The following is a 19,783-nucleotide window of genomic DNA, read 5'->3' as shown; positions in this document are numbered from 1 at the left end:
CTCAGCCTCCGCGGCGGCGGCGCTGTAGTGCCAGCCCGGCGGTGACCGCGCCGACGACCAGCCCGGCCGCCGCCGTGGACGGTACGGCGATCTTGACCGCCCGCCGGCCGGTGCGGAAGTCCCGTACCTCCCAGCCGTGCTGGCGGGCCTGCCGCAGCAGGGTGCCGTCCGGGTTGACCGCCACGGCCCGGCCCACGGCGGAGAGCAGCGGCAGGTCGTTTGCCGAGTCGCTGTAGGCAGCGCAGCGGGCCAGTTCGAGCCCTTCCACCGCGGCGAGCTGGGTGACCGCCTCGGCCTTCGCCGGCCCGTGCATCAGCTCACCCACCAACCGCCCGGTGTACGCCCCGTCCACGACCTCGGCCACCGTGCCGATGGCACCGGTCAGACCGAGTCGGGTGGCGATCACCCGGCCGATCTCCACCGGGGCGGCGCTGACCAGCCAGACCCGCTGGCCGCCGTCCAGGTGCCGTTGGGCGAGTTGGTGGGTGCCGGCCCAGATCCGGGGAGCCATCATCTCGTCGAAGATCTCCTCCGCGAGGCGCTCCACGTCGTCGACCCGCCAGCCCTCGACGAACGCCAGCGCGGCCTCCTTGGCCAGGGACATGTCGCCGGCGTGCTCCCGGGCCAACAGCCGGAACCGGAGCTGCTGCCAGGCGAACCGGGCCAGGTCGCTCGTGGTGAAGTAGTTGCGGGAGGCGAGCCCACGGGCGAACCAGTAGATCGACGCGCCCTGCATCATCGTGTTGTCCACGTCGAAGAAGGCCGCGGCGGTCGGGTCCGGAGCGGGGGCGACGGCCGGGGCCAGGTCGGTCTCCGCCCAGCCCGCGGTGTGTCCCGCGGCGTCGGTGCTGACCGTCACCTTACGGCTGCGCGCCACGTGACTCCCTTCCTCACCGGTACGACGGATGCCTCCAGCGAGGGTAGCCGCCGCGCACGGTCGACCGGCCGGGCACAGAGTGAACTGCGGCGCGGCCGGTCGGAGGTGCGGTATAGGGGCGTGCCGTCAGCGAGCACCGGGGCAGGTGCTCGGGTCGGGGCCGAGGGTGTCACTGGCGGTCGGGGCCGGCAGGCCACAGGCGATCGCCGCGCGCAGCGCGTCCGAGCGTTCCCGGATGTTGTCCAGCAGGCGCAGGGACCGCTGGGTGCGTTCCCGGTCGACGCGGCTGCTCCCGTCGAGCAGACCGCTCACCGCCCGACGTTGGCCGGTGACGAACGTGTTGAGCGTGTCCAGGCTGCCCGGCTCTGCCCGTTCGGCCGCGGCGGTGGTCAGCAGGCGGACACCCTGCCGGGTGTCGGCGTCCATGTCGTCGAGGACGGCGCTGTAGCCGATCCGGTCGCCGCGCAGCTCGGCGGCCTCGCCCAGTCTGGTCCGGGCGAAGTCCAGGAAGAGCTGACCGCGGCTGATGTCGGAGCTGGCCAGGGCGAGTTGCGCCCGTTCGGTCGAGCGCTTCATGCCGTACAGCGCGTCGCCGGGCACCGCGTTCTCGCTGGCGGTGGAGATGCCGGAGACGGCGATGGCACCGGCGGCGATGCCGATCAGGATCGCGCCCCGGGCTCGGGCCCGCCGGGCGGTGACCGTCGGCAGCAGCCACCCACGGGCGGTCGTGGCCGGTTCGGTGGCCGCCGGTGTGGTGCCCAGCCCCTCCCGTTCGGCGGTGGCGAGCAGCATCGCCCGCAGGCCGGTGCGGAAGTCCTGGTTCACCTCGACGGTCGGGGGGTCGGTGCTGAGTCCTTGGCCCACCGCGACGACGGGCGCGAGTTGCGCGTCCATCCGGGATCGCACGTGGTGTCGCCGAGCGCCGTTGGCCTCGTCGAGAAGCTGCGCGAAGCGCTCGGCGCGCCGGCGGGAGAAGAGGATGTCGTCCACCGCAGGCACCTCTCTCTCGCTGGTCACGGCCGGTCGGCCGCCGTCGTTGCCGACGACCGGGCGGCAGTGTGACACCACGGAGGTGAGGTGCCGCCGGCCTGCCGGTCGGACCTCGGTGACCCGGCCCTGCCGGGACAACCACCGGTCGCACCCGGAGAAACGCGGCGGACCTGGCACGGGTTACGGGCCGGGGGGAGCGGAAATTACAGAAAGTGATCGTCGTCACCGGGCGGGACCGACTCTGAGCTGCACGGACGTCGATCGACGTCCATCGGTCCCGCCGCCGCGAACTACGGCTGGAAGCCGTCGGGCAGAAGCCGGGCCAGGGCGCGAACGGCCCGGTACTGGAGGGCCTTGATGGCACCCTCGTTCTTGCCCATCGCACGGGCCGTCTCGGCGACCGAGAAGCCCTGGAGGAAGCGGAGCACGATGCACTCCTGCTGCTCCGGGTTGAGCTGTTTCACGGCGGTGAGCAGCGCGACGTTGGTGATGTGCTCCACCACGGCAGCCTCCGGGCTGCCCTCCGGGCCCCGGTCCTCCCGATCGGCGTCGAGCACGTCACCGGTGGTGACCTCCAGCCGGTACCGGCCCGACTTGAAGTGGTCCGCGACCAGGTTGCGGGCGATCGTCACCAGCCAGGCGCCCAGGTCACGGCCCTGCCAGGTGAAGCTGCCGATCCGCTTGAGCGCGCGCAGGAAGGTGTCCGAGGTGAGGTCCTCGGCGAGTTGGCGGTTGCCGACCCGGAAGTAGATGAACCGGAACACGGTGTCCACGTACCGGTCGTAGATCAGACCGAACGCCTCGGACTCACCGGCCTGGGCGCGCTCGATCAGCGTCCAGACCTCGGTGGCCGGGTCGGACGGGTCCGGGCGGCTCGGAAAGCCGGTCGGGGTGGTGGCGGTGCTGGCCGGCACCGCCGGGATCACCGCCGTCTCGCCCGCCGCCGGGTCGGTGGTCACCGTCGGCGTCTCGCTGACCCGGCGACCCTGCGCGGGCATTGTCGGTCGGGCCGGAACGGCGACCCGGCCGCCGGCTGGTCGCGCGTTCCCGCCGGGCACCGCGGGCCGCGGTGGTGGCTCGTTGTGATGTGGCCGGCTGCGGATCCGTTGCGCCGCGCCGTCGCCGCGCGCCGCGGCGCCGGGCGGTTCGTCCATTGGGGGGCGGGCCGTCGGTCGCTCGTTGACGTGCGAGCGTGCCGGTTGACCGGTCCGGCCTGCCGGGCGTTCCGCGTAACCGAAGGTGGTCACCGGGTTGCCCCCGTCCCGTGGGTCGCCGGACGGGCCGGTCTGTGTCGTGTCGGGGCGGACCGACCGGGCAACCGGTCGGGCAGGACGGTCGCGGGGCTTGCCGATGGGCGGCAAATCCCCTGGAGGTGCTGGTCCAATGCGCTAACAGGCACGGGGGCCTCCTCGGGCTGAGGGGTGTCGACTCACGGCAAATGGGGTGAGCCGACCCGAGTGATGATAGGGCCAACGTCACCCGCGCGTGGCAAGTCCGTTACACAAGGCGGAAGTATTTCCCGCTCCGTCGCACCAGCGGCGGACCGGTTGTCCGTCGTGTGCGTTTGACTTTCCGTTGACCGGCTGTTCCTGAATGGATGCCCAGGTCGGGGCCCTGGCCCGTTCGGTTGACCCTACCCCCTCGACTGGCCGCGCGGTCGTGGCTGAAACGCCCGCGGACGGCGCCGCCCATCCCATCGGCGGGACTTGATCGGCTCGTCGATGGCACATCGGACCGTCCCGTGTACGGGACTGTCCCGTTGCGCCGCCGGAGCACGGGTTCGCACCGTCGGTCGTGGCCGGTCGTCGCCCGCCGTGCCAGACTCGATCACCGTGCCGGCCGAGTCGGCGGTACCGGGTGTGCGGCACCCGCGAACCGACGAGACTGTGCGGGCGTACGCGACGGCGGCGCCGGTGCGACAGGTGACGCTGCCGGCGATCGCCGACACCCTGACGGAGGTACCGATGTCCACTGACGCCCGGCTCGCCCTGATCACCCGACCCGGCTGCCACCTCTGCGACGACGCCAAGACGGCACTCGACCGGGTGGTGGCGGTCACCGGTGACAAGTGGGTCGAGTGGGACGTCACCGGCGACGAGGGTCTGGAGCGGGAGTACGGAGACCGGCTGCCGGTGGTGCTGCTCGACGGCAAGGAGCACGGCTACTGGCGGGTCGAGGAGGACCGGCTGCTGCGGGACCTGACCACGCCGCAGCTCTGAGCGGTGCCTAGGGTGCGGTGATGGAGACTGCACACCCCCACCTCGTCTGGGACTGGAACGGCACCCTGCTCAACGACCTCAGCCTGGTGGTGTCCGCCACCAACGTCGTGTTCACCAGCCTCGGTGGGCCGACGGTCACCCTCGACGAGCACCGGGTGCGGTTCCGCCGGCCGATCGCCGAGTACTACGCCGAGGTGCTCGGGCAGGCCGTGGACGACGACGAGTTCGGCCGACTGGACCGGATCTTCCACGAGGCGTACCGCACCGGGTTGACCACCTGTGAGCTGGCCGCCGACGCACGCGCCGCGATGGCGGCCTGGCCGGGCAACCAGAGTCTGCTCTCCATGTGGTTCCACGAGGAGTTGGTGCCGACCGTGCGGACGTACGGCCTGACCGGCCACTTCACCCGGGTCGACGGGCTGCGGGCCACGGTCGGCGGCGACCGCAAGGCCGAGTCGCTCAAACTGCACCTGGCCGAACTCGGCGTGGACGGCGCCTCGGTGGTGTTGATCGGCGACTCCATCGACGACGCGGACGCGGCGCTCGCCGTGGGCGGCCGTGCCGTGCTCTACACCGGCGGGTTCACCGACCCGGGCCGGCTGCGCGCCTCCGGTCACCCGGTGGCCGACACCCTCCTCGACGCGGTCAACCTGGCCCGGGAGGTCAGTTCCGCAGATAGGTGAGGACGGCCAGCACCCGCCGGTGCTGCTCGGTGTCCGGCGGCAGGGTGAGCTTGGTGAAGATGTTGCGCACGTGCTTCTCCACCGCGCCGTCGCTGACCACCAGGGCACGGGCGATGGCGGTGTTCGAGCGTCCCTCGGCCATCAGCGCGAGCACCTCGCGCTCGCGCGGGGTCAGCTCACGCAGCGGGTCGTCGCGGCGGCGTCGGGCGAAGAGCTGACCCACCACCTCCGGGTCGAGCACCGTGCCACCGGCCGCCACCCGGCGCAGCGCGTCCAGGAACTCGTCGATCGCGGCCACCCGGTCCTTGAGCAGGTAGCCGATGCCGCCGCCGGCACCGCCGGTGGCCAGCAGATCATCGGCGTACGAGACCTCGACGTACTGGGAGAGCACCAGGATCGGGGTACGCGGCACCAGTCGCCGCGCCTCCACCGCCGCCCGCAGCCCCTCGTCGGTGTGCGACGGGGGCATCCGGACGTCGACGATCGACACGTCCGGCTGGTGCTCCACCACCGCCTTGACGAGCGCGTCGCCGTCCCCGACGGCGGCCACCACCTGGTGCCCACTCTCGGTCAGCAGCCGGACCAGCCCCTCCCGGAGCAGGACGGCGTCATCGGCGATCACGATCCGCATGGCTGTGTTGTCTACCACGTCCGGGCCGCCTCGGGGGCGCCGCGCGGTGCCGGAGCGCTCACAGCGGTAGCTCCGCGCGGATCTCGGTGGGGCCACCGGCCGGGCTGACCACCATCAGCTCACCGCCGGCGGCCCGCACCCGGTCGGCGATGCCGGCCAGCCCGTGGCCCTTGGCCAGGTGCGCGCCGCCCTGCCCGTCGTCGCCCACCCCCACCTGAAGGTGGGTGCCCTGCCGGGTCACCGTCACCACGGCCTCGGTCGCCCGGCTGTGCTTGGCGACGTTCGTCAGCGCTTCGGACACCACGAAGTACGCGGTGTTCTCCACCGCCGGGTCGAGCCGCCCCGCCGGGGTGCCCAGCTGCGGGTCCACCTGGAGTTCGATCGGGATCAGCCCGCGTCCGGCGATCGCGGCCAGAGCGCTGGGCAGGCCCCGGTCGACAAGGATCGGCGGGGCGATCCCCCGGGACAGTGCCCGCAGTTCGGCGAGCGTGTCCCGGGTCTGGGCGACCGCCTCGTCGATGGTCTGGCCGGCGGCCTCCGGGTCGGAGGCGAGCTGTATCCGGGCCCGGCTGAGGTCCATCGCCAGGCGAACCAGGCGCTGCTGGGGGCCGTCGTGGATGTCGCGTTCCAGCCGGCGTAGTGCGGACGCCTCGGCGGAGACGGCGGCCCGCTTCTGCTCCTCCAGCATCGTGATCCGATCGCGCATCTCGGCCACCCCGGTCAGCATGGCCTTGGCGAAGCTGGCCTGGAGCAGCGCGCAACCGCGCACCACGATCGGCAGTGTGATCAGGAAGAACACCCCGAGTGCGGTGTTCAGGCCGATCCGGGCGGTGGTCGAGTCGCCCAGGCCGAGCAACTGCGCCAGGTCCTGGTCCTCGCCGGTCGGTCGGGGCAGCGCCCAGTCGTACACCCAGTAGAGCGAGCCGGCGATCGCGGCGGCCCACCAGATCACGGTCACCAGGAAGGTGCCCGCCGCCGCGATCAGCCGCAGGATGCCGTGCGCCAGATCGAGCCAGGACTGGGCGTCCCGCATCGGCACGAAGATCCGCCGCCAGGCGTTCGCGCCCGGCTCGGGCAGCCGGTAGTGCGGTCGGATCCGGGGCTGCCGGAGCACGGCCGGCAGCCGCAGCCGCTCGATGTCGGCCAGCCCTCGGGCGGCGTACAGGGTGCCGCTGAGGATCGGCAGGCCGATCACCGTGACCACCAGACCGATGCCGACCGTGAAACCGGCCACGAGGACGACGAAGCTGGCCACCGCCAGGGGCAGCCCGAGCAGCACGTACCCGGAGTCGACGAAGAGTTGGCGGGGGATGCTCGGTGCCAGCATCGGTTGGTCGCTGGTGGCGGCAACGGCGGTCATGGGAAAAGGCTAGGCAACCGGGCCCGGTGTCCCCATCCCGAAGCCCCGCCTCTCCCCCGTAGTGCTGTCCCTACCACCTGCCCGACCACCCCCACCAGGCTCGGCGCGGGATTGGTCAGAGAAGTCGGGATTGAGCAATAATCGCCCGGGCGGTGTGGGTAAAGCGCCGCTAAATCGATCTTGTGGAATGGAGGTGCCTGTGGAGTCGCGGCGCGCAGCGACAAGATCGCGATTTGTGCACGTCTTCACAAGCGCCTACTCTGTGACTCCGACGCGCCCTGCTAGCACAGCCGCCAACCTCGGTCGCCAGCGGGAGTCCATAAGCGGCCCACCAGCGGAGTTGGCCGAGGATCGCACCGCACGGAGTCTCATGAGTCAGCACCGTCACCCAGGCGCGCCCGGCCGCGCCGGTGCCGTACCAGCGCTCCCGGATCTGCCCGAGGCCACCGTCGCTCGGCTCCCGGAATATCTGCGCGCGCTGCACAACCTCGCCGACACCGGGCACGAGACGGTGTCCAGCGAGGGCCTCTCCGCCGCCGCCGGCGTCAACTCCGCCAAGCTCCGCAAGGACCTGTCCCACCTCGGCTCGTACGGCACCCGGGGTGTCGGCTACGACGTCACGCTGCTGATCGAGCAGATCGAGAATGTGCTCGGGCTCACCCAGCGCCGGGCGGTCGCCCTGGTCGGCGTGGGTAATCTCGGTCACGCTCTGGCCGGCTACGACGGCTTCGCCGGTCGGGGCTTCCGGATCGCCGCACTACTCGACGCCGATCCCTCCCGGGTCGGCGAAGAGATCAACGGCCTGGTGGTCAGGCATGTCGACGATCTCCCCACGGTCGCCGCGGAGGAATCCCTCGCGATCGGCGTGATCGCCACCCCGGCCGCCGCCGCCCAGCAGGTCGCCGACCAACTGGTCGCCGTCGGCGTGACGAGCATCCTCAACTTTGCGCCGTGCGTACTCTCGGTTCCGGAGGGGGTCGACGTGCGCAAGGTCGATCTCGCCATCGAGCTGCAGATTCTGTCCTTCCACGAGCACCGCAAGGCGTCGCTGACCGCGCTGCCCGCCACCGGCGGGTCCGCTCTCACCGCCCTGCCCGGCGGGTTCGCGGCCACCGACACCCAGGAGGCGATAGGCACGTGAAACTGCTCGTCGTCGGCGCGTCCTATCGGACCGCCCCGGTCGCCACGCTGGAGCAACTGGCCGTCCCTCCCGCCGACCTGACCCGCACCCTGGACCGCCTGGTCGCCCAGCCGTACGTGGCCGAGGCAGTGATCGTCTCCACCTGCAACCGGGTGGAGGTCTACGCCGCCGTGTCCGGTTTCCACGGTGGGCTCGGTGACGTCTGCGCCGTCCTGGCCGAGCAGGCCGGCAGCTCGCCGGCGGCGCTCGCCAGCCACCTGTACGTGCACTACGACACAGCCGCCGTGGACCACGTGTTCCGGGTCGCCACGGGTCTGGACTCGATGGTGGTCGGCGAGGCGCAGATCCTCGGCCAGTTGCGCGACGCGTACCACTGGGCCACCGGCGCCGACTCCGCCGGCCGGCTGCTGCACGAGCTGATGCAGCAGGCGCTGCGGGTCGGCAAGCGGGCCCACGCCGAGACCGGCATCGACCGGGCCGGCCAGAGCGTCGTCACCGCCGCGCTGGAGTTGGCCGCCGGGCACCTCGACGGCGACCTCGCCGGCCACCCGGCCCTGGTGGTCGGCGCCGGCGCGATGGGCTCGCTCGGGGTGGCCACGCTGTCCCGACTGGGCGCCGGCCCGCTCACCGTCAGCAACCGGGGCGCCGACCGGGCCGTCCGGCTGGCCGAGTCGTACGGGGCGAGTGCCGCGCCGATGACCGAGCTGGCCGACACCCTCTCCACAGTGGACATCGTAGTGGCCGCCACCGCGTCCACCGAACCGGTCCTCACCCGGGCGGTGGTCGGCGCGGCCCTGGCCGACCGCGACCCGGTCCGGGGCCCGCTGGTCCTGCTCGACCTGGCCGTCCCGCGCGACGTCGAGGACGGCGTCGCCGAGCTTCCCGGCGTCGAGGTGATCGACATCGACCGGATGGCGGCGCTGCTCGCCGACGGTCCGGCCGCCGCGGACGCCGCCGCCGTCGAACGGATCGTGCTGGGCGAGGTGGAGGGCTTCCTCACCTGGCTGCGCGGCGCCGACGTGGCACCCACCGTGGCCGCGCTGCGCGGCCGGGCCGACGACGTGGTCACCGCCGAGCTGCGCCGGCTGGCTCAGCGTCGCCCCGACCTCGGCGACGACCTGCGTGCCGAGGTGGCCCGTACGGTGCACCGGGTCGTGCAGCGGCTGCTGCACCAGCCCACCGTCAAGGTCCGCCAGTTGGCCGCGGAGCCGGGCGGCGACCAGTACGCGGCGCTGCTGCGCGAACTGTTCGACCTCGAGGTGCCGCAGACCTCTCCGGTGGACACCGTCCCGGAGGTGCTGGCCCCCGACCTCGGCATGGCGTTCCCCGGCATCGACCCGGTGCCCGGGGCCGACACCGCCGAGCCGACCCCACCCTCTGGAGGAGCGCGATGACCGCCCCCCTGCGTCTCGGCACCCGGGGCAGCGCCCTGGCGATGGCCCAGTCCGGCCAGATCGCCGAGGCGCTGACCGCCGCCACCGGCCGCCCGGTCGAGTTGGTCGAGGTGGTCACCGCTGGTGACCGCTCCAACGCGCCCGTGCACCGGCTCGGCGTCGGGGTGTTCGTCTCCGCGCTGCGCGACGCGCTGACCGCCGGGACGATCGACTTCGCGGTGCACTCCTACAAGGACCTGCCCACGGCTGCCGCCGGCGGGCTGCACATCGCGGCGGTGCCGCCCCGGCAGGACCCGCGCGACGCGCTGATCGCCCGAGGTGGCCGGACGCTCGCCGAGCTGCCGCCCGGTGCCACAGTGGGCACCGGCGCGCTGCGCCGTATCGCCCAACTGCACGCCCTCGGCCTGCAGTTGGAGGTCACCCCGATCCGCGGCAACGTGGACACCCGCCTGGCGCGGGTGCTCGGCCCCGACGCCGACCTCGACGCCGTCGTCGTCGCCCGGGCCGGGCTGGCCCGGCTCGGCCGGCTCGACGTCGTCACCGAGGCACTGGACCCGATGCTGATGCTGCCCGCGCCCGCTCAGGGTGCGCTGGCCGTGGAGTGCCGGGTCGACGACCAGGACCTGGTCGAGCTGCTCACGGCGCTGGACCACGCACCGTCGCGCGCCGCGGTCACCGCGGAACGCGCGTTGCTGGCAACCCTGGAGGCCGGGTGCAGCGCACCCGTCGCCGCCTATGCCGAACTCGCCGAAGGCGACGACGGCGATGAGATCTACCTGCGCGGGGCGGTGATCAGCCCGGACGGCACTCGTGACCTCCGGCTGTCCCGCACCGGAACGCCCGCCGACGCGGCGGAGATCGGTAAGGCACTCGCCGCCGAACTCCTCGACCTCGGCGCCGACTCGATCCTCGGCCACGAAGGACACACCGGCCCGGGGACCCAGCAATTTGGGAGCACAGAATGACCCGCACCCGTAAGCCCGTCGGCCGTATCGCGTTCGTCGGGGCTGGCCCCGGTGACCCGGGCCTGCTGACCCGTCGGGCCCACGACGCCCTGGTCGACGCCGACCAGGTGATCTACGACCGGGGAGTCCCGGAGTCGTTGCTCGCCGTCGTACGCGCCGAGGCCTCCGACGATGCCGAGTTCACCCCCGCCGAAGGCGCGCCCGGGGACGTGGCGAAGGTGCTGATCTCCGCGGCCCGCTCCGGGCTGAACGCGGTGCACCTGGTCGCCGGCGACCCGTTCGGCCACGACTCGGTGGTGAAGGAGGTGCAGGCGGTGGCCCGTACCGCCGCGCACTTCGAGGTCGTGCCCGGTGTCGGCCAGGCCGAGGGTGTGGCCACCTACGCGGGTGTTCCGCTGCCGGGCGTGCGTACCGCCGCTGACGTCGAGGACGTCAGCGCCCTGGACTTCGAGGCGTTGGCCGCGGCCGTCGGCCGGGGTTCGCTCGCGCTCGCCGTGGACGCCGGTGACCTCGCCGCCGTCCGGGACGGGCTGCTCGCCGCCGGGGTCGACGGCACCACCGGCGTCGGTGTGACAGGCGACGGCACCGGCGAGACCCAGTACACGACCACGTCGACCGTGGACAGCTTCGTGGCCGCCGCGCTCGGTTTCACCGGCCGGGTGGTGCTCACCGTCGGCGTCGGGGTGGGCCAGCGCGACAAGCTGAGCTGGTGGGAGAACCGCCCGCTGTACGGCTGGAAGGTGCTCGTACCCCGCACCAAGGAGCAGGCCGGCGCGATGAGCGCGCGGCTGCGCGCGTACGGGGCGATCCCGTGCGAGGTGCCGACGATCGCGGTCGAGCCGCCGCGTACTCCGGCGCAGATGGAGCGGGCCGTCAAGGGTCTGGTCGACGGCCGGTACGCCTGGGTGATCTTCACGTCGGTCAACGCGGTCCGCGCGGTGTGGGAGAAGTTCGCCGAGCACGGCCTCGACGCCCGGCACTTCGGCGGCGTCAAGATCGCCTGCATCGGTGAGGCGACGGCGGACGCGGTCCGCGCGTTCGGCATCCAGCCGGAGCTGATCCCCGCCGGGGAGCAGTCGTCCGAGGGTCTGCTGGCCGAGTTCTCCCCGCACGACGAGATCCTCGACCCGGTGGGCCGGGTGCTGCTGCCGCGCGCCGACATCGCCACCGAGACGCTCGCCGCCGGGCTCACCGAGCGCGGCTGGGAGGTCGACGACGTGACCGCGTACCGGACGGTGCGGGCCGCGCCGCCGCCCGCCGAGATCCGGGACGCGATCAAGTCGGGCGGGTTCGACGCTGTCCTGTTCACGTCATCCTCCACCGTCCGGAACCTGGTCGGTATCGCCGGGAAGCCGCACGCGCGTACCGTTGTTGCCGTCATCGGGCCCAAGACGGCGGAGACCGCGACGGAGTTCGGCCTGCGGGTCGACGTGCAGCCACCGCACGCCTCGGTGCCCGACCTGGTGGAGGCGCTCGCCGCCTACGCCGTCGAGCTGCGCGAGAAGCTGGCCGCCATGCCGGCCAAGCAGCGCCGTGGCTCGAAGGTGCAGGGGCCGACCGCCCTCCGCTTCCGGTAGTCGTCTCCGAGGAGGCCCCCTCATGTCGTACCCCGAGATCCGGCCCCGCCGGCTGCGCCGTAACGCGGCCGTGCGGCGGCTGGTCTCCGAGACCCGCGTCGACCCGGCCGAGCTGGTCGTGCCGATGTTCGTCAAGGAGGGGCTGACCGAGCCGCGCGCCATCGCGTCGATGCCGGGGGTGCTCCAGCACTCCCGGGACTCGCTGCGCAAGGCCGCCGCCGAGGCGGTCCAGGCCGGGGTCGGCGGGATCATGCTCTTCGGTGTGCCGGAACAGCGGGACCCGACCGGCTCCGCCGGCATCGACCCGAACGGCATCCTGAACGTCGCCATCCGCGACGTGGTCGCCGAGGTGGGCGACGCCACGGTGGTGATGAGCGACCTGTGCCTGGACGAGTTCACCTCGCACGGGCACTGCGGGCTGCTCACCGGAGACGGCGAGGTCGACAACGACGCCACCCTGGCCGCGTACGCCGAGATGGCGGTGGCCCAGGCCGCCGCCGGGGTCGGGATGGTCGGGCCGTCCGGGATGATGGACGGCCAGGTCGGCGTGGTACGCAGGGCCCTCGACGCCGCCGGGCACCAGGACGTGGCCGTGCTGGCGTACGCCGTGAAGTACGCTTCGGCGTTCTTCGGCCCGTTCCGCGACGCGGTGGAGTCGGCGCTGGAGGGGGACCGGCGCACCTACCAGCAGGACCCGGCGAACCTGCGGGAGTCGCTGCGCGAGGTGGCGCTCGATGTTGCCGAGGGTGCCGACCTGGTGATGGTCAAGCCGGCGCTGCCCTACCTCGACGTGGTGTCGGCGGTGCGGGCCGCGGTGGACGTCCCGGTCGCCGCCTACCAGGTCTCCGGTGAGTACGCGATGGTCGAGGCCGCTGCCGCGAACGGCTGGATCGACCGGGAGCGCGTGATGCTGGAGACGCTCACCTCGATCAAGCGGGCCGGCGCGCAGGTCATCCTCACCTACTGGGCGGTCGAGGCCGCCGGGCTGCTGCGCCAGCGCTACTGACCGACTCCCCGGGCTCCGCCGGGGTGGCCACCTCGTCGGCACCCGCGGCGGCGGCCGGAAGTCGCCGGCTGGTCAGCCAGGCGAGCGCCAACAGCACGGCCGACACCGCCAGCGCGAGCCGGGTGGCCTGCGCCAGTTCCGGCGCGAGGTCCAGCCGGCTCGGCGGGTCGAGCCGGTTGGCGGCCGTGATGCCCCCGCCGCCCAGGCTCGGGGCGAGCCGGTCCGCCAGCCAGGACAGGGCGGCGGCGATCAGCGCGGTGCCGGCCGCGACCGAGGTGTGCGACACCGTGGTGAGCAGCGTGGAGCCGGCGGGCAGGTCGTCGGGCGGGAGCGACCGGCTGGCCGCGGTCATCGTCGGCATCAGCGTCGCGCCCATGCCCAGGCCGATGACCGCACCCAGCGCGGCCAGCAGCGGGTACGACGTGTCGGCGTCGAGCACCAGTACCCGGGCCACCGTGCCGGCCACCGCGGTGGCGATGCCGAGCCCGACGACCCGCCGCGCCGAGACGTGGTCGACGAGCCGGGTCGCGACCTGGAGCATCAGCCCGGTGGTCAGTGCCTGCGGGATGCCGATCACCCCGGCCAGGGTGGCCGAGTCACCGCGTACCACCTGCACGTAGGCCGGGATGATCAGGAACGAGCCGAAGTATCCGGCGGCGAAGAACGCCACAGTCGCGGCGCCTGGAGCCATTCCCGGCGCGCGCAGCACGGCCAGGTTCAGCAGTGGCTGCCGGATCCGACCGGACCGCCACGCGAAGGTGACCACCAGAACGGCGCCGAGCGCGAGCGGCAGCAGGACGGCTGCGGTGCCGACTCCGCCCCGCTCGCCGGTGACGCTGAGTCCGTAGACCGCCAGCGCCAGGCCGGGGCAGAGCAGCAGCAGCCCGACGACGTCCAGCCGGACCGGTGGCCGTCGCGGGTCGGCGGCGGGCAGCACCGACCGGCCGAGCCACACCGCCAACAACCCCACCGGCAGGTTGATCCAGAAGATCCATCGCCAGGACGCGTGATCGAGCAGCAGCCCGCCCAGCACCGGCCCGATCAGCGGCCCGACCAGCACCGGAAGGCCGAGCAGACTCATCATCCGTCCGCGCCGCCCCGATGGCACCGCGGCGAGCGCGACGGCCATCCCGACCGGGTTGAGCAGCCCGCCACCCAGCCCCTGGAGCACCCGGAACGCGATGAGTGACCCGACGCTCCAGGCGGCCCCGGCCAGCACGGAGCCGGCGGTGAACAGCAGCAGCGCGGTCAGGTAGGTGCGACGGGCACCGAAGCGGCCGATCGCCCAGGCGGCGGTGGGCATCACCGCGACCAGGGCGAGCGCGTAGCCGCTGGTGACCCAGCCGATCGTGGTGAGGTTGGTGTCGAGGTCGTCGACCAGCTTCGGCAGGGCCACCACGGTGACCGTGGTGTCGATCACCGCGAGCAGACCACCCAGGGTCAGATACCAGCCGAGCCGCCGCGCGGACGCGTCCATGTCGCGGCTCAGGGCCGGGCCCGGCGGGCGGCGCGCAGCGCCTCGGCCCACCAGGCCAGCTCGCTCAGCGTGGCGTCGGCGGCCTGCCGCAGCGGCTCGTCGTCGACCAGCCGACCGGTGTCGTCGAGCCGTTCCCAGGGTGCCCGGAGCACCACCCCGGAGCGGATCGTGGCGGCCTGCACCTCGGCGAAGACCAGCCGGAGCTGCTCGACCGCGCGGATGCCGCCGGAACCGGCGCCGTACGACACGAAGGCCACCGGCTTGCGGGCCCACTCCCGGTAGTGCCAGTCGATGGCATTCTTCAGCGCGGCCGGGAAGCTGTGGTTGTACTCGGGTGTCACCACCACGAACGCGTCGGCGGCGGCCAACCGGGCACTGATCGGGCTGGCCGCATTGCCCCCGGGCGGGGTGTCGGCGAAGGGCAGCGGCACCTCGGCGAGGTCGACGAGGTCCAGGCCGAGGTCCGCGCGGCGGTCCGCGTGGGCGACGAACCAGTCGGCGATCGAGCGGCCCACCCGAGGTTGACGGACGCTCCCGACGAGCACGGCGACGGTCGGCGGAGCGGTGTCCTCTTGCGTAGTCATGCCTCGGACGCTAGGACTTGAAGTAATGATGAAGTCAATGGCGGCGGGGGAGTGGCGATGGGCACGTTGACGGTCGGCGACGTGGCCCGGGAGAGCGGGGTCAGCGGTTCCGCCGTGCGCTTCTACGAGCGGCAGGGCCTGATCGCGGCGGCCCGCACCGGCGGCAACCAGCGGCGCTTCGACTCCGACGCGGCCTGCCGGATCAGGGTGGCGCGAGTGGCCCAGCGTGTCGGCCTGACCGTCAGGGACATCCGGGACCTGCTCGCGTCCCTGCCACCCGACCCCGAGCCGGCCGACTGGCAGGGTCTGCACGATCGGCTGACCGCCGAGGCCGAGCGGCGCATCCGCGACCTGCACGCGGCGCTTGACGACATCGGCTCCGGTCGCCGCCTCTGCGACCTCTGACGCCGCCCAGTCGAGCCGCCCGGCGGTGTCCGGCCGCGATGACGCGCATCGATCGCGGCGCGCTTCGTGGAGTGTGCACAGGATGTGGCCTCGACGGCTGGCTCCGGGTTTCGTCTGGCGGATCCCTGTCCCCGACGCCTCCATACCTGCCTTTGCTCTGCACCCGCGGATGCGACGGCTACGCCGGCTCCGCCCGGGAGCTGGTGCGGCTCACGACCCCTGCCTTTGCTCTGCACCCGCGGATGCGACGGCGACGGTCCGCGACTGGCGCATATTGGGGTGCAGAGCAAAGGCGGGAAGGGTTGGGCTACCACCCTCCCTGCTCCTTGGCGGGGGATGACGTGCCGTCCAAGGCCCGGGTTCGCCGGCCGGGCGGGAGCCACCTCCGTTCCGCAATGGGCGCCCGGTTATCCACAGGTCCTTTCGTTGTCCACAGGGTCGGCAGACGGGGCTGCGAGAATCGGAGCGAGCCGGGACGGTGGCGGCATGGACGACTCATCGATACCCCCGGATGCGGGAGCAGCCAGCGCCGACAGCGGGATTCCCAACGGCACGAGCCCCAGCACCGCGCAGCGGAAAGCCATCCTCAGCGAGCGCTCCGACACCCCATGGCCGGTCGTTGGCATTGTCCGGGCGATCCGTCGGCACGCCGACCTGAGCCAGCGTGAGCTGGCCCGACGGGCGGGGGTGCACCATGCGACCATCGGCCGCATCGAGGCCGGTCGGACTGTTCCGAGCATCGACCTGCTCTGCCGGATCATCGGGGTCGTCGGGTGTCGACTGGCCGTCGTCGACGAGTTCGGCCGGGTGCTCAGACCGATGCGGGACTGGGACGACACGCGCGACGGTGCGGGGCGCCGCTATCCGTCGCACCTGGACACCATCCTCGACCCTGAGCCGGGGGAGTGGTGGGCGGACATCTACGGGCTGGCCCGCCCGCCCGAGACGTTCTACCGCAACCGGGAGGTTCGGGACGCGATGCGTCGGCGCAGTCAGTGGGAGGTGCGGGTAGCCCAGCACCGGGGCGATCCGCCGCCGCCACAGCTCTGGCGGTACCGCTGACGCGTGGATCGACGACGGCCCGCCGACCCCACTCGGGGCGGCGGGCCGTCGTCGACCAGACTCCGGGATCAGTCGTCGTCGGTGATCGTGCCGACTGCGAGCGGGTCGGCCAGCCGCAGGCCGGGCACACCGGCCACCAGCAGCGTCAGCTTCTCGTCCGCCTCCCGCCTGCGGTCACCCCGAACGGTCACCGGGAACGCCACAGACGTCTGCCCGGCGGCCAGCACCCGACAGCCGGCGTACGTGTCGAAGTCCGAGCCGGCCTGCGCGGTGAGGCCCACGGTGGCGGCGCAGAGCAGCACCGGCTGGGACAGCGGCCGGGACACCGTGGCGGTGAAGGTGAGCTGACGGGTGCCCTGGTTGCCCTCGACAACCGTCGTGTCGGCCACGGTCAGCGACGCCCGGGACCGGAACCTCGCCACCTGCGGGTCGTGGTCGCTGGAACCGCGCGACCCGTCGCCGGTGAACTCGGCCGGCCAGTCGGCGTTGATGTGCGCCGCCCGCACCTGCACCAGATCGCCGTAGAGCGCGTCGTTGACGAACAGGTGGTCGAGTGTCTGCGCGTGCCCCTCGAAGCTGTACGAGTAGGCGGAGGCCGGCACGTCCGCGACCAGGTTGTCCCACAGGTTGTGCAGACCAGCCTCGTAGAGCGGCGCGAGCTGGTCCGACGGCGTGGGCTGGTCGGCGGTGGCGAGAGGATCGTCCGGGCGGGGGAACACGTTCAGGTCCCCGCCGTAGACCACCCGGGCGCTCCGGTCGGCCGCCTCGATCGCGGTGACGATGGCCGCACCGTACCGCGCCTGCTCCCGCCGCTGCCCGACCCGGCTGTCCGGGCCGGAGGAGTAGTGGTTGCTGAGCGCGTACAGGGTGAACCGCTCGGACGCGCCGGGTGACGCGGCCACGCTGAACTTGCCCAGTTGCGGAGCACGGGTGAAGACGTTGGTGCCGTCCCGACCGGTCGAGGTGTCCACATCCGGCGGCAGCACCGCGTTGAGCGCCTTCGGGTTCTGCACGTCGGCGTTGGCCGGCAGCCCGGCAGCCCGGTACTGGACGGTCGGTGCCGAGCCGAGCAGTGGGTCGTTAGCCGTCGCGGCAGCCAGCGACAACCGGTCCGTGCGGTACAGGAACGCCGCGGTGATGCCGCGGGCGTCCGCGCCGGTCCGGTCATAGGCGGCGGCGTACGTGGGCCCGCCCGCTGCCGCCACGGTGAGCGCCAACTCCTGGATGCTGTCCGGAGCACCATCGGCGTTGTTGGTGTCACCGCAGCTCAGCGCGGCACCGGAGACCGCGCAGATGTCCTGGTCCTCGGCCTCCTGCACCAGGATCAGGTCCGGTGCGTGCAGATCCTTCACGATCTGGTCGGCGAGCGCGGCCAACTGCTCGCGGTAGTCGGCCTCGCTGGTCGGCACATAGTCGAACGGCGGGTCGACACCCGGGCAGCCGGTGTTACCGGTGAAGTCGCAGCCGTCGAACGGGTCGTCGCGGTAGTCGTACAGGTTCTCCACGTTGTAGGTGGCCACGGCCACCTCCTGCGACCGGTCGGCCGGCTTGGGCGGGTTGTTCTTCGACGGGTCGGCCCCGGCGTCGAACTCCGCCCGCTCGACCTGGACGCCGTACTTCTCGAACGAGTAGTAGACCCCGCCCACCGCGTCGGCGCGCAGCGTGTCGAAGGTGTGTGCCGGCGGGAGCAGCGCGGCGCTGTCCCCGGCGGTCGCCTTCACGCCCATGCTGCCGAGCAGTGTCCGTTGGCCGTTGCCGTCGTCGAAGCGGCGGGTCGGGTCGTTGTCCAGCGGGTGCGAGTCGCGGAAGACCCGCCGGGAGTACGGGTCGGCACGGTCCAGCAGCGGGTCGTCGCGGTCGACCACCCACAGTTCGGCGTCGGCCGTGGAGGAGAAGACGTCCCGGCCGCTCACCGCGCCACTGCCGGCGCGTACCCGCATCCGGGACCCCTCGTGCCGCTCCCAGAAGCGCTGCGCGTCGGTCAGCTCGGCCGGTGGCACCGCGTCGGTCACCGCGACCGCGCTGTCCACGGCCAGGCCACCGGCGATCCGACGCACCAGCGAGGCACCGGAGAGCTGGGTGAGGCTGTAGTACTCCGACACCCGGGCCCGCAGCACGACCTCGTCGCCGACCGTCGGCACGTAGCCGCCGATCAGTGACGTGAACGCGCCCATGAACACGAAGATGCCGTCGGAGCTGGTCGGATCACCGTCGGTGTCCCCGACACGGCTCTGCAGGAAGAACCCGTGCTGCTGCGCGCCGGCCGAGGTCCGCGCCAGGGTCAACTGGGTGATCACGCCGCGCACGTCGTACAACGTGCTGCTCGTGCCGTTGCCGCTCGCCGGTGCGAGCGGTGACCGGTCGGCGGGGCCGGACTCGGCGTCGGTGGTCGGGCCCTGCACCTCGCCGACGGTCAACTCCCGGGTCACCTGCACGACAAGCGCGCAGGTGGCGGTGCCACCGCCCGCGTCGGTCGCGGTCACCACGACGGTGTACGCCCCGGCGGCGAGGTCGGCGCTCGCGCCGATCGTGGCGCGGGCGGTGCCGCCCAGGCCCTCGGCCGGAGTGAACGCGGTGCGGGTGATCGAACCGGCGGACGGCGTCGGGCTGACCGAGGTCACCGCCAGGTCGACGATCGTGTCATCGGGGTCGGTGGCGGTGACCTCCCGGCTCGCCGCCGTGCCCGCGCTGGTGACCAGCGGGGCGCCACAGGTCAGCGTGGCTGGGACGTCGACCGGGCCGCCGCCGTCGACCGTGTGCGTGCCGAGGCCGTCGAAGGTGTCGACCGGGAAACCGGCCCACTGCGTGGCGGGGTCGAACGCGTCGGTCGGATCGGTGTCGCCGGTGGTGACCGTCGACAACCGGCGCAGGGTGTTGTCCGCGGTGCCTGTGGCACCGGCACCCCACTCGGTGCCCGGATCGACGCCCACCTGCCCGATCGAGTCGAGCACGGCGGTGCCCCGGCGCAACACGATCGCGTCGTCGCCGTTGAAGAGGCTGGCCCCGGTGGTCTGGTCGGCCTGGGCGAGGATGGCGGCCCCGGCCGAGGCGCTGGCGAACACGAACGCGTCTCCGGCGGCCACCGTCCCGGCCAGCGCGATCGTGGTGGCCGTGGTGGAGCCGTTGAAAAAGAGCTGGAGCTGGTAACCGCCGGCGGTGAGGTCGACCGGGGCACCGGTGCCGTTGAACAGCTCGATCGCCTTGTTGTTCGACGAGCCCTCGACGTACTCCGAGATGAACAGGTCGGTGGGCGCGGCGCTGGCCGCGATGGGTGCGACGCCGAGCGCCGCCGCCGTCACGGCGGCGGTGGCGGTCGCGAGCGCGGCGATTGAGCGGCGCGGGCGCATAGGGCCTCCACGATGGGTGGATGAGAGTCAACGCACGTTAAGGTGCCCGACTGTCCACCGTCCAT

Annotated in this window: 17 protein-coding genes; 9 read left to right on the top strand and 8 right to left on the bottom strand. The window is 72.7% G+C overall.

Annotation, left to right across the window (positions count from 1 at the left end; all coding sequences use genetic code 11):
• Position 1: 1 nt before the first annotated feature.
• From ACGFIQ_RS15915 to ACGFIQ_RS15905, 3 genes are all read right to left on the bottom strand, one after another.
• Complete coding sequence (locus ACGFIQ_RS15915) at positions 2–907, bottom strand: HAD family hydrolase (RefSeq protein WP_393244710.1); 906 nt, start codon at positions 905–907, stop codon at positions 2–4.
• Between the two features lie 96 nt (positions 908–1,003).
• Positions 1,004–1,876 (bottom strand): DUF5667 domain-containing protein, encoded by an 873-nt coding sequence (locus tag ACGFIQ_RS15910; protein WP_393244708.1) that lies wholly within the window; start codon positions 1,874–1,876, stop codon positions 1,004–1,006.
• Positions 1,877–2,157: 281 nt separating this feature from the next.
• Positions 2,158–3,114 carry an ECF subfamily RNA polymerase sigma factor, BldN family gene (locus ACGFIQ_RS15905; RefSeq protein ID WP_393244134.1) on the bottom strand — a complete coding sequence of 319 codons (957 nt, stop codon included), beginning with the start codon at positions 3,112–3,114 and terminating at the stop codon, positions 2,158–2,160.
• Positions 3,115–3,831: 717 nt separating this feature from the next.
• Here ACGFIQ_RS15905 and ACGFIQ_RS15900 point away from each other — a divergent pair.
• Positions 3,832–4,086: a glutaredoxin family protein gene (locus tag ACGFIQ_RS15900; RefSeq protein ID WP_357068457.1), complete on the top strand. Its 255-nt coding sequence runs from the start codon at positions 3,832–3,834 to the stop codon at positions 4,084–4,086.
• A 20-nt stretch (positions 4,087–4,106) separates the two neighbouring features.
• Positions 4,107–4,769, top strand: coding sequence for an HAD family hydrolase (locus ACGFIQ_RS15895; RefSeq protein WP_393244132.1), 663 nt, complete (start codon positions 4,107–4,109; stop codon positions 4,767–4,769).
• Here the strand turns inward: ACGFIQ_RS15895 and ACGFIQ_RS15890 are convergent.
• Both ACGFIQ_RS15890 and ACGFIQ_RS15885 read right to left on the bottom strand, forming a co-directional pair.
• Positions 4,750–5,400 (bottom strand): response regulator transcription factor, encoded by a 651-nt coding sequence (locus ACGFIQ_RS15890; RefSeq protein WP_357558032.1) that lies wholly within the window; start codon positions 5,398–5,400, stop codon positions 4,750–4,752. The two genes, ACGFIQ_RS15895 and ACGFIQ_RS15890, sit on opposite strands and share 20 nt — an antisense overlap.
• A 58-nt stretch (positions 5,401–5,458) precedes the next feature.
• A complete protein-coding gene (locus ACGFIQ_RS15885; protein WP_393244130.1) occupies positions 5,459–6,760 on the bottom strand; it encodes a sensor histidine kinase in 1,302 nt (433 codons plus the stop codon).
• Positions 6,761–7,130: 370 nt separating this feature from the next.
• Here ACGFIQ_RS15885 and ACGFIQ_RS15880 point away from each other — a divergent pair, with 370 nt between their 5' ends.
• From ACGFIQ_RS15880 to hemB, 5 genes are read left to right on the top strand one after another with little or no spacing between them, the layout of a single operon-like run.
• On the top strand, positions 7,131–7,901 hold the full coding sequence (locus ACGFIQ_RS15880; protein ID WP_393244128.1) for a redox-sensing transcriptional repressor Rex: 771 nt from the start codon (positions 7,131–7,133) through the stop codon (positions 7,899–7,901).
• A complete protein-coding gene (locus tag ACGFIQ_RS15875) occupies positions 7,898–9,295 on the top strand; it encodes a glutamyl-tRNA reductase (protein WP_393244126.1) in 1,398 nt (465 codons plus the stop codon). The genes ACGFIQ_RS15880 and ACGFIQ_RS15875 overlap by 4 nt, the downstream gene beginning before the upstream one ends.
• Positions 9,292–10,260, top strand: a complete 969-nt coding sequence (hemC, locus tag ACGFIQ_RS15870; protein ID WP_393244124.1) for a hydroxymethylbilane synthase — start codon at positions 9,292–9,294, stop codon at positions 10,258–10,260. Before ACGFIQ_RS15875 ends, hemC begins: the two co-directional genes overlap by 4 nt.
• Positions 10,257–11,837 (top strand): uroporphyrinogen-III synthase, encoded by a 1,581-nt coding sequence (locus ACGFIQ_RS15865; protein ID WP_357068337.1) that lies wholly within the window; start codon positions 10,257–10,259, stop codon positions 11,835–11,837. Before hemC ends, ACGFIQ_RS15865 begins: the two co-directional genes overlap by 4 nt.
• 22 nt (positions 11,838–11,859) lie before the next feature.
• Positions 11,860–12,843 carry a porphobilinogen synthase gene (hemB, locus tag ACGFIQ_RS15860; protein WP_393244122.1) on the top strand — a complete coding sequence of 328 codons (984 nt, stop codon included), beginning with the start codon at positions 11,860–11,862 and terminating at the stop codon, positions 12,841–12,843.
• On the opposite strand, the gene ACGFIQ_RS15855 is transcribed toward hemB, so the two are convergent.
• Positions 12,794–14,320, bottom strand: coding sequence for a DHA2 family efflux MFS transporter permease subunit (locus tag ACGFIQ_RS15855; RefSeq protein ID WP_393244120.1), 1,527 nt, complete (start codon positions 14,318–14,320; stop codon positions 12,794–12,796). The genes hemB and ACGFIQ_RS15855 overlap by 50 nt on opposite strands.
• Positions 14,321–14,328: 8 nt before the next feature.
• Positions 14,329–14,904 carry an NADPH-dependent FMN reductase gene (locus tag ACGFIQ_RS15850; RefSeq protein WP_393244118.1) on the bottom strand — a complete coding sequence of 192 codons (576 nt, stop codon included), beginning with the start codon at positions 14,902–14,904 and terminating at the stop codon, positions 14,329–14,331.
• Between the two features lie 57 nt (positions 14,905–14,961).
• On the opposite strand from ACGFIQ_RS15850, the gene ACGFIQ_RS15845 reads away from it, so the two are divergent.
• Both ACGFIQ_RS15845 and ACGFIQ_RS15840 read left to right on the top strand, forming a co-directional pair.
• A complete protein-coding gene (locus ACGFIQ_RS15845) occupies positions 14,962–15,309 on the top strand; it encodes a MerR family transcriptional regulator (RefSeq protein ID WP_393244116.1) in 348 nt (115 codons plus the stop codon).
• A 486-nt stretch (positions 15,310–15,795) separates the two neighbouring features.
• On the top strand, positions 15,796–16,371 hold the full coding sequence (locus tag ACGFIQ_RS15840) for a helix-turn-helix transcriptional regulator (protein ID WP_393244114.1): 576 nt from the start codon (positions 15,796–15,798) through the stop codon (positions 16,369–16,371).
• Between the two features lie 68 nt (positions 16,372–16,439).
• Here ACGFIQ_RS15840 and ACGFIQ_RS15835 read toward each other — a convergent pair whose 3' ends face one another.
• The gene (locus ACGFIQ_RS15835) at positions 16,440–19,718 is read right to left on the bottom strand and encodes a lamin tail domain-containing protein (RefSeq protein ID WP_393244112.1); all 3,279 of its coding nucleotides are present in this window, start codon (positions 19,716–19,718) and stop codon (positions 16,440–16,442) included.
• Between the last annotated feature and the right edge of the window lie 65 nt (positions 19,719–19,783).

Source organism: Micromonospora sp. NPDC048898, from assembly GCF_043198035.1.
Lineage (GTDB): Bacteria > Actinomycetota > Actinomycetes > Mycobacteriales > Micromonosporaceae > Micromonospora.
Note: the sequence above shows the minus strand (reverse complement) of the source record. Positions and strands in the feature narration are given on the sequence as shown.